This is a genomic window from Planococcus sp. VCh962, assembly GCF_057748275.1.
Genome location: NZ_JBYLHS010000002.1, coordinates 1 through 14302, shown reverse-complemented (window position 1 = coordinate 14302; position 14302 = coordinate 1). Strand labels below are relative to the sequence as shown.

The 14302-nt window shown below is 43.9% G+C and carries 18 protein-coding genes; all 18 read left to right on the top strand.

Annotation, left to right across the window (positions count from 1 at the left end):
* Positions 1–15 precede the first annotated feature (15 nt).
* Entirely contained in the window at positions 16–639 is a 624-nt protein-coding gene (locus tag AC3AQ9_RS07580) for a flagellar biosynthetic protein FliO (RefSeq protein WP_488306861.1), read from the top strand.
* On the top strand, positions 639–1325 hold the full coding sequence (gene fliP / locus AC3AQ9_RS07575) for a flagellar type III secretion system pore protein FliP (RefSeq protein WP_488307561.1): 687 nt from the start codon (positions 639–641) through the stop codon (positions 1323–1325). The genes AC3AQ9_RS07580 and fliP overlap by 1 nt, the downstream gene beginning before the upstream one ends.
* Before the next feature lie 16 nt (positions 1326–1341).
* On the top strand, positions 1342–1611 hold the full coding sequence (gene fliQ / locus AC3AQ9_RS07570; RefSeq protein WP_488306860.1) for a flagellar biosynthesis protein FliQ: 270 nt from the start codon (positions 1342–1344) through the stop codon (positions 1609–1611).
* A gap of 3 nt (positions 1612–1614) precedes the next feature.
* A complete protein-coding gene (gene fliR / locus AC3AQ9_RS07565) occupies positions 1615–2394 on the top strand; it encodes a flagellar biosynthetic protein FliR (RefSeq protein WP_488306859.1) in 780 nt (259 codons plus the stop codon).
* Positions 2395–3483, top strand: a complete 1089-nt coding sequence (gene flhB, locus AC3AQ9_RS07560) for a flagellar biosynthesis protein FlhB (RefSeq protein WP_488306858.1) — start codon at positions 2395–2397, stop codon at positions 3481–3483.
* 22 nt (positions 3484–3505) lie between these two features.
* Entirely contained in the window at positions 3506–5566 is a 2061-nt protein-coding gene (gene flhA / locus AC3AQ9_RS07555) for a flagellar biosynthesis protein FlhA (protein WP_488306857.1), read from the top strand.
* A complete protein-coding gene (gene flhF, locus AC3AQ9_RS07550; protein ID WP_488306856.1) occupies positions 5563–6711 on the top strand; it encodes a flagellar biosynthesis GTPase FlhF in 1149 nt (382 codons plus the stop codon). The genes flhA and flhF overlap by 4 nt, the downstream gene beginning before the upstream one ends.
* Positions 6704–7561 carry a MinD/ParA family protein gene (locus tag AC3AQ9_RS07545; RefSeq protein ID WP_488306855.1) on the top strand — a complete coding sequence of 286 codons (858 nt, stop codon included), beginning with the start codon at positions 6704–6706 and terminating at the stop codon, positions 7559–7561. The genes flhF and AC3AQ9_RS07545 overlap by 8 nt, the downstream gene beginning before the upstream one ends.
* Before the next feature lie 38 nt (positions 7562–7599).
* Positions 7600–8376 (top strand): FliA/WhiG family RNA polymerase sigma factor, encoded by a 777-nt coding sequence (locus AC3AQ9_RS07540; protein WP_488307560.1) that lies wholly within the window; start codon positions 7600–7602, stop codon positions 8374–8376.
* Positions 8377–8413: 37 nt separating this feature from the next.
* Positions 8414–8896, top strand: coding sequence for a DUF6115 domain-containing protein (locus AC3AQ9_RS07535; protein WP_488306854.1), 483 nt, complete (start codon positions 8414–8416; stop codon positions 8894–8896).
* Positions 8897–8910: 14 nt separating this feature from the next.
* The gene (locus AC3AQ9_RS07530) at positions 8911–9348 is read left to right on the top strand and encodes a YaaR family protein (protein ID WP_488306853.1); all 438 of its coding nucleotides are present in this window, start codon (positions 8911–8913) and stop codon (positions 9346–9348) included.
* A gap of 30 nt (positions 9349–9378) precedes the next feature.
* Positions 9379–9729 (top strand): PilZ domain-containing protein, encoded by a 351-nt coding sequence (locus AC3AQ9_RS07525; RefSeq protein WP_488306852.1) that lies wholly within the window; start codon positions 9379–9381, stop codon positions 9727–9729.
* A gap of 267 nt (positions 9730–9996) precedes the next feature.
* A complete protein-coding gene (locus tag AC3AQ9_RS07520) occupies positions 9997–10482 on the top strand; it encodes a VanZ family protein (protein ID WP_488306851.1) in 486 nt (161 codons plus the stop codon).
* A gap of 165 nt (positions 10483–10647) precedes the next feature.
* Positions 10648–11601: an acetamidase/formamidase family protein gene (locus AC3AQ9_RS07515; RefSeq protein WP_488306850.1), complete on the top strand. Its 954-nt coding sequence runs from the start codon at positions 10648–10650 to the stop codon at positions 11599–11601.
* Positions 11602–11637: 36 nt separating this feature from the next.
* On the top strand, positions 11638–12093 hold the full coding sequence (locus AC3AQ9_RS07510; RefSeq protein ID WP_488306849.1) for a VanZ family protein: 456 nt from the start codon (positions 11638–11640) through the stop codon (positions 12091–12093).
* Positions 12094–12123: 30 nt separating this feature from the next.
* Positions 12124–12537, top strand: a complete 414-nt coding sequence (locus tag AC3AQ9_RS07505; RefSeq protein WP_488306848.1) for a hypothetical protein — start codon at positions 12124–12126, stop codon at positions 12535–12537.
* A gap of 294 nt (positions 12538–12831) precedes the next feature.
* Positions 12832–13851, top strand: a complete 1020-nt coding sequence (locus tag AC3AQ9_RS07500; protein WP_488306847.1) for a peptidoglycan bridge formation glycyltransferase FemA/FemB family protein — start codon at positions 12832–12834, stop codon at positions 13849–13851.
* A 72-nt stretch (positions 13852–13923) separates the two neighbouring features.
* On the top strand, positions 13924–14302 hold a 379-nt coding region (locus tag AC3AQ9_RS07495), incomplete at its 3' end, for a helix-turn-helix domain-containing protein (RefSeq protein ID WP_488306846.1).

The following is a 14302-nucleotide window of genomic DNA, read 5'->3' as shown; positions in this document are numbered from 1 at the left end:
AGGAGTACACCGAGATTGAGCAAAAAAAACTCTTTTTTAATACCTATGGTTCTATTGATCGCCATCGCATTTGCTGTTTCGGTTCCTAGCGCAGCATTTGCAGAACCGAATGTAACCGACTGGATTGAAGAAAAGAAGCCGGATGCAGTACAACCGGTGGAAAGTGTAGAAACTGTTGAAGAACAAAGCCTTTTCGGAATCATTGCCAAGCTGGTGTTTTATACGCTTCTCATATTAGCGATGATTTACGGCCTTATAAAATTCCTGGCACTTCGCCAGCAGAAGTTTCAGCCGAACCAGGCGGTCAAGCTGATGGGCGGCACCCCGCTCGGCAATAATAAATCGCTGCAATTGGTGAAGGTTGGCGAAAAAGTATTGCTGGTAGGAGTCGGCGACGAAGTCACTCTTTTGAAGGAATTCACCGACAGTGAAGAAATCGGGGCCATCGAGAAAAATCTTGAAAAGCCGCAAGCCGTATTTTCAAAAGCGGCGCTAAAGCTTCCGCAATGGAAAAAAGGGGCGGCAAGCCAAGGGTTCGAACAATTATTCGCCCAGAGTTTGAATAAGCAGAAACAAAAACAGGATGAAGTCAAACGCAGCATGATGAAAACAGAAGGCAAGGAAGGTAATTCGAAATGATGGCAGATTTGCTTTTACTCGTGAATATTCCAGGCATCGATTTCGGCAATGATAATCCGGAAGATGTCGGAGTGACGCTTCAATTGCTGGCATTGCTGACGATCCTGTCGATTGCCCCCGCGCTGCTTATTCTGATGACGAGTTTTACCCGTATCGTCATCGTGCTGTCGTTTATCCGGACCGGACTCGGCACGCAGTCGATGCCGCCGAATCAAGTGCTGGTCGGACTTGCACTGTTCATGACTTTTTTTATCATGGCGCCGGTATTCACCGAAATTAATGAAACGGCGCTTCAGCCTTATCTTGACGGTGAAACGACCCAGGAAGAAGCGATGGACACGGCAGTGGTGCCGATCAAACGTTTTATGGCGGAGCATACACGGGAAAAAGACCTTGCTTTATTCTTTAAATACCAGGAATTGGAGAAGCCGGAAAGCATTGAGGAGATCCCGCTCATGTCGCTTATTCCAGCTTTCGCCATCAGCGAATTGAAGACTGCCTTCCAAATTGGTTTTGTTATTTTCATTCCCTTTTTGATCATAGACATGGTCGTCGCCAGCACTTTGATGGCGATGGGGATGATGATGCTTCCGCCGGTCATGATTTCCTTGCCGTTTAAGATCTTACTATTTGTCTTGGTGGACGGCTGGTATTTGATTATAGAATCGCTGCTGGTCAGCTTTTAGTGAAAGGAAGAACAAGATGACACCTGATACGGTAATAAAACTGGCAGAACAATCGATTTACATGATTATCATCATCTCCGCTCCAATTCTGCTCATTGCGCTTGGCGTCGGCCTCATCGTCAGTATATTCCAGGCGATGACACAAATTCAGGAACAGACACTGGCATTTGTCCCGAAGATTATTGCCGTATTTCTGGCAATTGTCATCTTTGGGCCGTGGATGCTGACGATGCTCCTGGACTACACGCGTGACTTGTTCCAGCAGTTGCCGAGCCTCATTGGATAGCATATGGAACAATTCTTAGCAACTCTGCCATATTTACTGCTTGTCTTCCTGCGGCTAACCAGCTTTTTCGTTGTCGCACCGCTGTTCTCAATGAAAGGCGTTCCCAATCACTTGAAAATCGGGCTTGCTGCAATTCTCGCGTTCATCGCTTGGTCCAGCATGGATACCGAAACGGCCATTGCGCTTGATGGATATTACATCCTGATGGCGCTCAAGGAAATTGCAGTGGGCATTTCCCTTGGATTCATTGCGGCGCTCGTTCTCTACACTGTCCAAGTGGCAGGAGCATTCATCGACTTCCAGATGGGCTTTGCCATGGCATCTGTCATGGATCCGCAGACAGGCTCCCAGGTGCCAATCATTGGCCATTTCAAGTACATTTTAGCGTTATTGTTCTTATTGGTCGTAAATGGCCATCACATGATGCTCGACGGCATTATGCAAAGCCTGCGGATTTTCCCTGTCGGTACCTTGGATATCGGAGTGGAGTTCGGAGGATTGGCCTCTTTTGTGACAGGCTTATTCACGGACATGTTTTTAATGGCGCTGCAGATTGCGCTGCCGATTGTAGGAGCTTTGTTCCTCGTTGATGTTGCCCTTGGGATCCTTGCGAAAACGGTACCGCAATTGAATATCTTTGCCGTGGGCTTTCCACTGAAGATTTTCGTCGGCTTTGTGCTGCTGATGTTTTCCATGCCGGTTTACTTTTATCTGCTGCAGACGATTTTTGAAAAAATCATGGTCAGCATGGGCGACTTGGTACGCTTATTAGGAGGGGCATAAATGAAAAAAAGAATGTCCCTCGACCTGCAATTCTTCTCGGGGGAAAAGACCGAAAAAGCAACACCACAGAAACGCCAGGAGTCGAAACGCAAAGGCCAAGTGGCCAAAAGCGCCGAACTTCCTTCCGCCATGATTTTGATAGGCGGCATTATGCTGCTGAGTTTTATGGGCGGCTGGATGCTCGATCAGCTTTTGTCGATTTTCCGGGTCAATTTCACGGAGTACATTGCGTGGGATTGGACGGAAAAAAACGTCCGGACCCTGTTTGAGCAGATGACGATGAATGCCATGAAAATCATGGCCCCCATCATGCTGGCTGCAGTCGTTTTCGGTATTTTCGGGAACTTCATCCAAGTGGGAGCCATGTTCACGACTGAGCCGTTGATGATGAAGCTGAATCGGCTCGATCCAATCCAGGGGGCTAAACGGATTTTTTCCGTACGGGCCCTCGTTGAACTCGCAAAATCACTGTTGAAAATTTCCATCATCGGTTACGCCGCCTTTACCGTTTTATGGGGCGGGAAAGATGAATTGTTTCTATTATCCCAGAAGAGCCTGAAGGATTCTTTAGGATTTATCGGTGGATTGACTATCAAACTTGGAATCACTGCGGCCATCATTTTGATGGTGCTCGCCATATTCGACTATATGTACCAGAAATATGAATTTGAGAAGAACATCCGGATGTCCAAACAGGATATCAAGGATGAATATAAGAAATCTGAAGGCGATCCGCTGATCAAACAGAAAATCAAAGAACGCCAGCGATCCATGAGCATGAATAGAATGATTCAGGATCTGCCGAATGCGGATGTCCTGATCACCAACCCGACCCATTACGCTATCGCCATCCAGTACGATGCGGAGACGATGGAGGCGCCGAAGGTCATTGCCATGGGCAAAGATCACCTGGCGTTGAAAATAAAGGAAAAAGCGAAAGAGCTTGATATCGTCATTATGGAAAATAAGCCGCTGGCCCGTGCATTATATGCGCAAGTCGAAGTAGGGGATTATGTCCCGGAAGACTTGTTTCTCGCGGTCGCAGAGGTTTTAGCATATATCTACAGATTAAAAGGCAAGATCAGCTGACAATGAGTGTGGAGGAAAAAGAATGAAAATCAAAGACTATGCCATCTTAATATCCGTCATCATGATTATCGTCATGATGGTGATCCCTCTTCCACCGCTATTGCTGGATATCTTGATCCTGGTCAATATCAGTATTGCAATGACCATCCTTCTCGTTGCCATGAACACGAGAGAAGCGTTGGAATTCTCTATTTTCCCGACATTATTGTTGTTAACTACATTATTCCGGCTCGGGTTGAACGTTTCGACCACAAGATCGATTTTAACAAACCAGACAGGCGGAGAAGTCATTGAAACCTTCGGTTCGTTCGTAGTCGGCGGCAGCGCGATTATCGGAATTTTGGTGTTTTTGATTTTGGTTATCATTCAATTCCTGGTCATTACAAAAGGATCGGAGCGTGTAGCGGAAGTCGCTGCGCGTTTTACACTCGATTCCATGCCAGGTAAACAGATGAGTATAGATGCAGACCTTGGTGCAGGAATGATTTCGGACCAGGAAGCAAAAAAGCGCCGCGAAAAAGTCGGCCAGGAAGCTGACTTTTACGGTGCTATGGACGGTGCCAGCAAATTCGTAAAAGGCGATGCCATTGCCGGCATTATCATTACCATCATTAATATCATAGGCGGCCTTTTGATTGGAATGCTGGTGCACGGAATGCCATTCGGCGAAGCTGCAGAACTGTTTACGCTCTTGTCAATCGGGGATGGGCTAGTGAGCCAGATTCCGGCCCTGCTGATTTCTACGGCAGCCGGAATCGTCGTGACCCGGGCAGTTTCAGAAGGAAACCTGGGAACAGACATCACCAAGCAATTGTTTGCATATCCAAAACTTCTCTATATCGTCGCCGGCACTCTTACGCTGATCGCCTTTTTCACTCCAATCAATCCGATGCTGATCATGCCTCTTGCGGCCTTGGTGGCCTATGGCGCATTTACCATGCAGCGCAATTTAAAAAACGAGGAGCAGCAGGAGAAAGAGACGGCAGAAAAGAGCCCGGAACTGGAAAGTTTAAAAAGCCCGGAAAGTGTTATTGATTTGCTGCATGTGGATGCCATTGAATTTGAGTTTGGCTATGGTTTAATCCCGATTGCAGATAAAAACCAGGGAGGGGATTTGCTGGACCGGGTGATTATGATCCGCCGGCAATGTGCCATCGAATTAGGGATTGTCGTTCCGGTCATCCGGATACGCGATAATATCCAGCTGCAGCCGAATGAATACGTCGTAAAAATCAAAGGCAACCGGGTGGCTTCCGGCCAGATTATGCTAGATCATTATTTGGCAATCAGTCCGGGCATCGACGATGACAGTGTTGAAGGCATTCCTACGGTTGAACCGGCGTTCGGTATGCCGGCGCTGTGGGTCAATGAAGACATGAAAGAAGAAGCCGAAATGTCGGGATACGCTATCGTAGATCCGCCTTCGGTCGTATCTACTCATTTGACAGAAGTGATCAAGCGCCATGCCCATGAATTGCTCGGAAGACAGGAAGTAAGGGCATTGATCGAGAATGTGCGTGAAACTTCACCAGCGGTTGTCGAAGAGCTTATTCCGAACATGATGGCAATTGGCGAAGTACAGAAAGTATTGATGAAGCTGCTGAAAGAAAAAGTCTCCATCCGCAATTTGCTGGGCATCTTAGAGACGCTTGCAGATTTCGCTTCGCAGACCAAAGATCCGGATATCTTGACGGAGTATGTCAGGCAGGCATTATCACGCCAGATTACGCTGCAATATGCACAGCCGAATGAAGCCCTGCAAGTAATAACGGCAGGAGCCAGCCTGGAAAAGAAATTTGCGGATTCCATACACCGGACAGAGCAAGGCACTTATTTATCCATTGATCCGGAAACATCGCAGACCATTTTCCAAAAGATTTCAGAACAGGCAACCCAGCTGCAGCAGACGGGCGTCCAGCCGATTCTTTTGACTTCCCCGGGAACGCGCATGTATATGCGCCAGTTTGTTGAGCGGTTCGCTCCGGAATTGCCGGTACTTTCCTATAATGAGCTGGAACCGGAAATAGAAATTCAAAGCGTCGGAATCGTTAATATTTCAAGTGGGGCGGTAAATGTGACATGAGATTAAAAACATATGTGGTTGATAATGTAACCGAGGCAATTCCGATGATTAAACAGGATCTGGGTGCCGAAGCTATGATATTGAACACCAAGAAAGTCAAAAAAGGCGGATTTTTAGGTTTTTTCCAGACAGAAAAGCTGGAAGTGATTGCAGCTGTTGAAACCAAATCAGCTGACAATAAAACAGACGTCTCAAAGTCTATGCCTTTAAAAGAAAAACAGCCGGTTCCAGCGGATACTGGGCTGCCCCAGGATTCTAATTCCCGTAAAGAAGACTCTTCTGCGGATGAATTGATTTCCGAATTGAAAAGCATCAAACATTTCATGATACGTGTGGTCGAAGAGGATAGAATGCCGGATGCCTTAAAACCTTTAAAAGAGCTAATGGAAGAGCAGGAAGTTTCGAAGGAAGTGCAATCTGAGATTTTCGCTAAACTATTGGCGGCTCTTGACCGCAATCCCGACTTGGCGATACAGCAAATAAAAGCATTAGCCCGCCTTGAAATAATCCGTTTGATAAAAACCCATCAAAAGCCGTCAATAAACAAAAACCCGAAAATCATTTGCTTTATCGGACCTACTGGTGTGGGGAAAACAACGACCATTGCCAAGATCGCAGCGGATTATATGCTGAAGGAAGATAAAAAAGTGGGCCTGATCACATCAGACACTTATCGGATAGCCGCTGTAGAACAATTGAAAACTTATGCCAGCATTTTAAGCATCCCGATTGAAGTAGTGGAGTCTTCTGCAGATTTAGTTGCAGCAATGGACGAACTCAGTGGCTGCGACATTATTTTAATGGATACGGCTGGACGCAACTACCAGCAGAAACAATACATTGACGACTTGGAAGCCTTATTGCCTGGAAAAGAAAGTGTCCAAATCAATCTGGTTTTAAGCCTGACATCTAAATATGAAGATATGAAGAAAATCATAGAAAATTTTAAGACCATTAAAATGGATCAGCTTGTCATTACAAAACAAGATGAAACGAGCACATCGGGAGCAATCTTGAATTTGATTTATCGGTATTCACTTCCTCTCCGCTATATTGCCAATGGACAAAATGTCCCGGATGATATTTTAGAAGCGACTCCTGAATTGATTGCCGATTTTGTATTAGGAGAAGATACGGATGATTGATCAAGCGAAACAGCTGAGAGAAAAAATGCTGCAGAAGAAAAGCAAGAAAGAAAATCGGCAAACAAGAGTTATTGCTATAACAAGCGGCAAAGGCGGCGTGGGCAAATCGAATTTCGCCTTGAATTTTGCTTTAAGCCTTGTGGAACATGACAAGAAAGTATTGATTTTTGATGTCGATTTAGGATTCGCCAATATTGATGTTTTATTGGGCAGATCTCCTAAGGAATCCATTGCTACGATGATCGACAAGGATTTATCGATTTGGGACATCATTGAAGAAGGGCCGAATGGCTTGATGTTCATATCCGGCGGAAATGGATTCGATGAAATGTTCCGCATGGATGAGGACAAATTGAATAAGTTCTTCACGGAATTAAGCAAAGTACAGGGGCATGTTGACTACATCGTTCTTGATACAGGAGCCGGGCTGTCTTATGAAAATCTGCGATTTATCTTAGCGGCTGACGATGTTATTTTAGTGACTACACCCGAACCGACTTCCATAACAGATGCTTATTCTGTCGTGAAAATGGTCCAGGCGAAAGATCCGAACGTCCATTTAAAACTGGTAATCAATCAATGTACGACTAATAAAGAAGGAATTGATACGGCATCCAATTTCCGGCAAGTGACCGAACAGTTCTTAAACAAGCAACTGGAGGCTTTGGGTTATATCCCCAGTGATGCAGCCGTGCCGAATGCTGTTAAAAAACAAGTGCCTTTTGTCTTAGCATATCCCAACAGTGCGGCTTCCAAAGCGGTGAAAAACCTGACCCATGATTTCCTGGAACTGGCTGTACCGTACAAGTTGGGGCTAAAAGGGTTCTTGCTGAAAATGCTTTTTAAGTAAATTTGTTTTAACTAAAAAAGTAAGTGGTGGTGAAACTCATATTGAATACAAGATTATCAAAAGATGAACTCAATTACTGGGAAGACTGGCAGAAACATCGTGATGCAGAAGCAGGAGACCATTTGGTCGAGCAATACCTTCCATTAGTGGACTATATAATTCAGCGCTTTATGATCAGTTTGCCAAAAACGGTCGATAAGGATGATGTTCGGAGCTTTGCTTTTGAAGGCTTGCTTGATGCATTTGATAAGTTCAATATTGAGAAAGACTTGAAATTTGAAACCTATGCGACCTGGCGAATTAAAGGCGCGATCATAGATGGATTAAGGCATAGAGATTGGCTGCCGAGATCTGTAAGGGATAAGGTAAAGAAAATAGAAAAAGCTTATGCGTATCTGGAACAGCAAAATAACGCGTCAGTGACAGATGAAGAAGTCAGTGCGTTTTTGGGAATCACGAAAACCGAATTAAATAAAACTGTTTCGGAAGCGGCTTTGTCAGCGATGGTTTCAATTGATGAAGCTACATATGATAACGATGAAGCGGCTGGCAAATACAATTTGATTGAAAATGACCATGCTGCTTCCCCAGAGAAAGCTTTATCAGATCAACAGATCAAAGAATCGCTGGCCAGTGCGATTGACCGCCTGCCCGAAAAAGAAAAATTAGTGGTTTCTCTTTGTTATTTTGAGGAATTGAAAATGACAGAAATCGCTGAAGTGTTGAATGTGAGTGTATCGCGTGTTTCTCAATTGCATTCGAAAGCCATGCTGCGTTTAAAAGCCGCTGCCATTGCTCCGTTTGACCATTATTAAGGTAATAAAAAGGTAGAGAAGGCCAAGGTGATAAATAATGGTATGGTTATTAGTCGGATTAATCCTTTTAACAATATTGGTCAATATCAGATCCTTTATTGTATTTTCCCAATTTCAAAAAAAGAAAGAAGAGATGGATGAAAATTTAAGTACGCTCCATCGAAGCATGGAAGAGTATGTAGAACAATTAGAAACAGGAAATGAAGAACTTTATCAAAAGCTGGCTGGTTATGTGCAAGGAAGAGAAAGCCATTTTGAAAAGAGGCTTCGCATAATCGAAGAAAAGCTGGGAAAAGAGATAAAACTTGATCTATTGCATGTGGAACCCGTGGAAAACGGTCAATCTGCCGAGTTAGAAGCCGCAGTTCTGTCGGAGGATTTAACGAACAATGATAAAGTGTCGAAATTATATCTCCAAGGTTTTTCTCCCAAACAAATTGCGAAAGTGTTAAAGATCGAAAACGGAGAAGTAGAATTAATCATTAATATGCTGAACAAAAAGAAAAGCTATCAAAAGTAAAAGAGGTGCTTTCAATGCGGATTGATGGAGCGGCAAAAACGATGAGTGATCGAGTTCCTAAAAATGCCGTAGAAGGAAAATCCACTGATTCCTTTGCTGCAGTTATGAAAAAATCACAGTCCCAATTTCAATTGAATACTTTGAACCAATTACTGGATCGAGTGGATCAACAAGGACAAAAACTGGCTAAATACCGCACCTTAGAAAACCTTATTGAGTATAAAACTTTGGTGAAGCAGTTTATTGGAGAATCCATCAATTATGGCTTGCAGTTATCGGACAAACAAAGCTTTCAGCCAGGGGGAGAGATGAAATCCCATCAGCTGGTTGAAGTAATTGATGAAAAACTGATTGAAATCAACGACCAAGTAATCAACAATGAAAAAGAAGGAATCGATACACTTCGGCTGGTTGGAGAAATTAAAGGTTTGCTGGTTAATCTGTATATGTAAAATAGACAGTCATTCAGAAGGAGGAACGAAATGAACGAGAATCGCCGGGAATTTTTCCGAGTTTTTTTAACCCCCACTTTGCAAGGTGAAATTGCTGTAGCTGATGGAAATTTTATGCCCATAGAAATTGAAGACATCAGTGTAAAAGGACTGAGATTTCTTTCAGCTATGGATTTTCCTCCAGAAGAAAAGATTCAATGCCGTTTTGATGTATTGGAAATGAATTTTTTACTGGATGGCACCATAGTCCGAAAGATTTCAAAAAATGGCTTCCAAGAATACGGGGTCGGGTTTTTAGTAGATCAAAGCAACGCTTCACGATTATTCAAACAGCTTAATTATTATCAGATCCGCCAGCGAAAAGGAATGGATGAGGAGTAATAAGAAATCAGGAATCGCCAAATAAAACATCATTCTATTAGCGGCTAGAGCTAGAGAAAGATGTTTTTTTGTTTTGTGTACTTTCCAATCTTCTCATAGCCTAGATAAGGTAGGAAGATGCGTATGCAGGCCCTCCAAGAAATTTAGCATAGTGCGGAAGAGGATAACGGGAAGAAGATTCCACAAAGCCGATTCCAACTTGAATTGGGTGGTGCTATAATCACTCTTAGGAATAAATGACATTTTGAAGAAAAGGAATTGGATGCTATGTCTTTACGTAAAGTGCTTTCTTGGACTTTGGTGGCTCTTTGGATGGCTTTGATTTTCTCTTTGTCCCATCAACAGGCATCGCAGTCCAGCGAAATGAGTTCAGGAATCACTGAAGTGATGCTGTCGGCAGTTGAAAAAGTGCTTCCGTCCTTGGAGGAAGATATCGGTTCGGTGGAACCGATCGTCCGAAAAAATGCTCATTTCTTCATTTATTTGATCTTGGGCATATTAACGGTGAACGCTATGAGAAAAAGCGGGTTTCGCCGGGATACACTGTTTGCTATCGCGATTTGTGTATTGTATGCGTTGTCGGACGAGTTTCATCAGCTCTTTGTGCCAGGCAGAAGCGGAGAGCTGCGTGATGTGTTGATCGACAGCTTTGGAGCAGTCACCGGAGTTATCATTTACTTGCTGGCCAACCGCGTAAAGTGTGCGAAAAGGAGCACTCGCAAAGCGCTCACTCCACAAGAAATTCAAAGTTAGACGGAGCTTCTTCCATTTATGGAAGAGGTTTTTTTGTTTAGAAAGAATTTTAGTTGTATTCGAAATATAGTTAGATCCTAAACGCATTACAAAGGCAGCGTATAGTTTTAAAGACCTTTCAATTATGCTATTATTCAGATAATTAAGAAGGGGGGAATCAGAAGAATGGCAAAAACTCATGAATTTCCTGAAAATCGAGTACATTTCACTTGGGCGAAAGAACCGGAACCAGTATTGACGATTCAAAGCGGTGATACAGTGGTTTTTAAAACACGTGAAGTGGCAGACAATCAATTCAATAAAAACTCCACAACAGAAGATATCGATGGCTTGAACTGGGAGCGGGTTTATCCTTTGGCCGGCCCTGTTGCAGTCGAAGGCGCAGAGCCTGGAGATACGCTGGAAATTGAAATTATTGATTTGAAGCCGGGTGATTGGGGCTGGACAGCTATCCTTCCAGGGCTTGGTCTGTTGCCGCAAGACTTTCCTGATGCTTATTTAAGGACTTTTGATTTATCAGACGGGGAGTTTATCCATTTCAGTAATCGCATCAAAATACCGATTACTCCTTTTTTAGGGACGATGGGCGTAAGCCCAAAAAACGCAAGCGGCCAGGCCATCATGCCGCCAGGGATATTCGGGGGCAACCTGGATACGCGCCAGCTGACGGTCGGCACAAAACTATATTTGCCTGTGCAAGTGGCGGGTGCTTTGTTCAGCTGCGGTGACGCGCATGCTGCACAAGGTGACGGAGAAGTATGTGTGTCGGCGTTGGAATGTCCGATGACCGCTACATTGCAATTCAGGCTTATCAAAGGAAAAGAAATACCAGCTCCGCAGTTTTTGACCAAGGGTGCTTTGACGCCGAAAGTGAATCAAAAAGGTTTTTACGGAACTACGGGGGTTGGACCGGATTTGATGGCATGTGCACAAGACGCTGTCCGGGCGATGGTGGCCCACTTGTCTGAGAATTATGGATTGGAACCGAAGGATGCATACTTGCTTTCAAGCCTTTGCGTCGATTTGAAAATCTCCGAAATTGTAGACGCCGGTCAATATGTGGTCAGCGCGGTGCTGCCGCTGGCGGTGGTGGCGGACGAGGCTGAGACGTTTAAATGAAAAGAATAAATTTTAAGGAAAAGGGTGGATATAGTGATGATGCAAAGGAAAGGGGAGTGGCCGTTGAATATCAAGCTCGTTTTTGTTTTAGTATGGGTGCTGGTTATATTCGTTGCTACTTGCACCAGTGATGCAAGAACATTTCTATTTGATCAAGCAGTGGATTTCAGTTTTGATTTAACGCCGGAATGGATTGAGCTTCTGCGGCTGGATGATATCAGCTTTAACGATAGTTTTTACTTGATCCAAAAAACAGGCCACTTTCTGTCTTTTGCATTGTTCTATGCCCTCGTTTGGAACTGGCTGAAAAAAAGAGAGGCAGCGTTTATCTTAAGTGCGGCATTTGCTCTTTTTACAGAAATTCTGCAGCTTTTTTTTGAGAGGGACGGCAGATTGTTTGATGTGAGCATTGATCTATTAGGGATCCTCTTTGCATATGGTATTTTCAAAATTGCCGCTAATGGCAAAAAAGCGGCAGTGGATAATCTTTAGAAAAAGCAGTCCCTTTTGGTAGGAACGCTAGTGGGAACTTTAGGCGGTCCGCTCGGCATGCTGCTGGGGTTCGGCATTGGTTCGGTGGTCGGCATGGCAAAAGATGCAGGTGAAGCGAAAGAAGAAACAAGTCTTATTACCGCAATCGCTTCACGGATGAAAGATGGAGACGTTGCACTGATTTCAGTTGTCCAAGAGCAAACGGAAGCATCCTATAACCGTATAGTTGAGAAATTTGATGCAGTGACCGTCCGTTATCATGCCAGCGACATTCAGGAAGAAGTGGAACATGCGAGTAAAGTGGAGAAAAATCTCCAAGAGCAGGCAAAAGAAGAAATGCAGCAGGAACGTTCTGAACACCGCAGAGAAAAGGCTGAAGAATACCGCAGTAAATTCAAAGAAGAGTTTGAATCCCTTAAAAAACGCTTTTCTTCTACAGATTAAAAGTAAATGAACTGAAAGAGTATATAAAGTAAAGAACCGGCTGCTTCTGTTGGAAACCAGAAGCAGCCGGTTTTTTTTTGCATGATAGGAATTGTCATATATATCGAAAAAATTACAAAAATTTAGAAAATATCTTATTGAAAGTCCGTGGGAATCGGTGTAAGGTAGTAGGTATAACTGAGCAATAAATCTAAATAATTAAAAAACATCATGAAACTGTAGTCCGAATAAGGTGATGCAAATTTGCTGAGAGGGGTACAGGAAACACATTGCAGGAATGAGGGGACAGGAGATATGGATATATTTTTCGAGGAAAATTATGGAAAGCTATATGAGGAAATTGAGAATGGCAAATGCGAAGTGTATACATTCAACCATCCGCTTGGCATTGTGAAGCATCTTTTCATTAAGCGGGAAATCCCCATCCGGATCGGCATTGAAACCTATTATGACATTGTCACCCCTTATGGCTATGGAGGGCCTATCGTATTAGCTGGAGAAGAAGCCCATAAGGCGCAGCTGGTCCAAGAATTCAAAAAAACGTTCCAGCAATATTGTATGGAACAGAATATTGTTTCCGAATTTGTCAGGTTCCATCCGGTTCTTGGCAATGCCAAAGATTTTACAGATTGCTACGATGTCGTTTTCACACGCAAAACGGTGGGCACCAACCTGCGGGATTATGAAGATCCTGTACAAGCGGAGTTTTCCAAATCCACTCGAAAAACTATCCGCCATGCCATGCGCATAGGCGTTGATTACCGGGTTACGGTAAATCCGGTAAATTTGGATTTGTTTAAAGAAATTTATCAGGAGAATATGAAGCGAATTGGGGCAGATGCGTATTATTACTTTGATGACTCGTATTTTTCCAAATGCTTAAGGTTTTTTGGAGAGAAAGTCATATTGGTTGAAGCGCTGTATGAAGGACAGGTCATCGGTGCGGAGTTGCATTTCTTATATAACAACATTATACACACCCATTTGTCCGGCACTTTAGCAGAGTTCCATCATCTTTCTCCGGTATATGTCATGACGTATGGCATTGCTATGTGGGGCAAAGAAAATGGGGCAGTGCTCATCCATGCGGGTGGCGGTACGACAAACAGCCCGGATGATACACTTTATTTATTTAAGAAAAAATTTGGCAAGAATACGGAATTTGATTTTTATGTGGGCCGTAAAGTTTGGAACGAAAGCATTTACGAAGAATTATGCATGGCTGCAAGAGTTGAAAAAGAAACCGGATTTTTCCCGGCATACCGTTCTAAGACAGCAGAGCAGTTCAATGAAATTCAAAAGGTACAAGGATAAAGAAGAGCCTTCCGCTTCGGTAGTGCACCCCAAAAGTTAGAGTCCAAATCTAACTTTTGGGGTGTTTTTTATATGGCAAAATATAGTGAAGGTTTCAAACTGCGATTGGTGAAAGAGTACTTGGAAAATTCGTTGGGCTATACCCTGTTAGCCCGGAAATACGGAATGCCGAGTGCGACTCCGATCAAACGCTGGGTACGTGCTTATCAGGCATTTGGAAAAGAGGGATTGCGGAAGAAGCAGACGAACCAGGTGTATTCTGTTCAATTCAAGGTGGATGTATTACACTTTATGAAACAAACAGGTGCTTCTTACCAAGACACAGCGATCCGATTTAAGCTGAACAATCCCTCAATCATTGCGAGATGGAACCAGGAATTTTTGGCGGAAGGGGTAGAAGGCCTGGAAGAACGAGCGAAAGGACGGCCGCCCATGTCGAAAAAACCAACAA

Excerpts from the sequence above, each read along its gene's own strand:
- fliP (WP_488307561.1), top strand. The coding sequence starts at position 639 with ATGGCAGATTTGCTTTTACTCGTGAATATTCCAGGCATCGATTTCGGC.
- fliQ (WP_488306860.1), top strand. The coding sequence starts at position 1,342 with ATGACACCTGATACGGTAATAAAACTGGCAGAACAATCGATTTACATG.
- fliR (WP_488306859.1), top strand. The coding sequence starts at position 1,615 with ATGGAACAATTCTTAGCAACTCTGCCATATTTACTGCTTGTCTTCCTG.
- flhB (WP_488306858.1), top strand. The coding sequence starts at position 2,395 with ATGAAAAAAAGAATGTCCCTCGACCTGCAATTCTTCTCGGGGGAAAAG.
- flhA (WP_488306857.1), top strand. The coding sequence starts at position 3,506 with ATGAAAATCAAAGACTATGCCATCTTAATATCCGTCATCATGATTATC.
- flhF (WP_488306856.1), top strand. The coding sequence starts at position 5,563 with ATGAGATTAAAAACATATGTGGTTGATAATGTAACCGAGGCAATTCCG.
- AC3AQ9_RS07545 (WP_488306855.1), top strand. The coding sequence starts at position 6,704 with ATGATTGATCAAGCGAAACAGCTGAGAGAAAAAATGCTGCAGAAGAAA.
- AC3AQ9_RS07535 (WP_488306854.1), top strand. The coding sequence starts at position 8,414 with ATGGTATGGTTATTAGTCGGATTAATCCTTTTAACAATATTGGTCAAT.
- AC3AQ9_RS07530 (WP_488306853.1), top strand. The coding sequence starts at position 8,911 with ATGCGGATTGATGGAGCGGCAAAAACGATGAGTGATCGAGTTCCTAAA.
- AC3AQ9_RS07525 (WP_488306852.1), top strand. The coding sequence starts at position 9,379 with ATGAACGAGAATCGCCGGGAATTTTTCCGAGTTTTTTTAACCCCCACT.
- AC3AQ9_RS07520 (WP_488306851.1), top strand. The coding sequence starts at position 9,997 with ATGTCTTTACGTAAAGTGCTTTCTTGGACTTTGGTGGCTCTTTGGATG.
- AC3AQ9_RS07515 (WP_488306850.1), top strand. The coding sequence starts at position 10,648 with ATGGCAAAAACTCATGAATTTCCTGAAAATCGAGTACATTTCACTTGG.
- AC3AQ9_RS07510 (WP_488306849.1), top strand. The coding sequence starts at position 11,638 with ATGATGCAAAGGAAAGGGGAGTGGCCGTTGAATATCAAGCTCGTTTTT.
- AC3AQ9_RS07500 (WP_488306847.1), top strand. The coding sequence starts at position 12,832 with ATGGATATATTTTTCGAGGAAAATTATGGAAAGCTATATGAGGAAATT.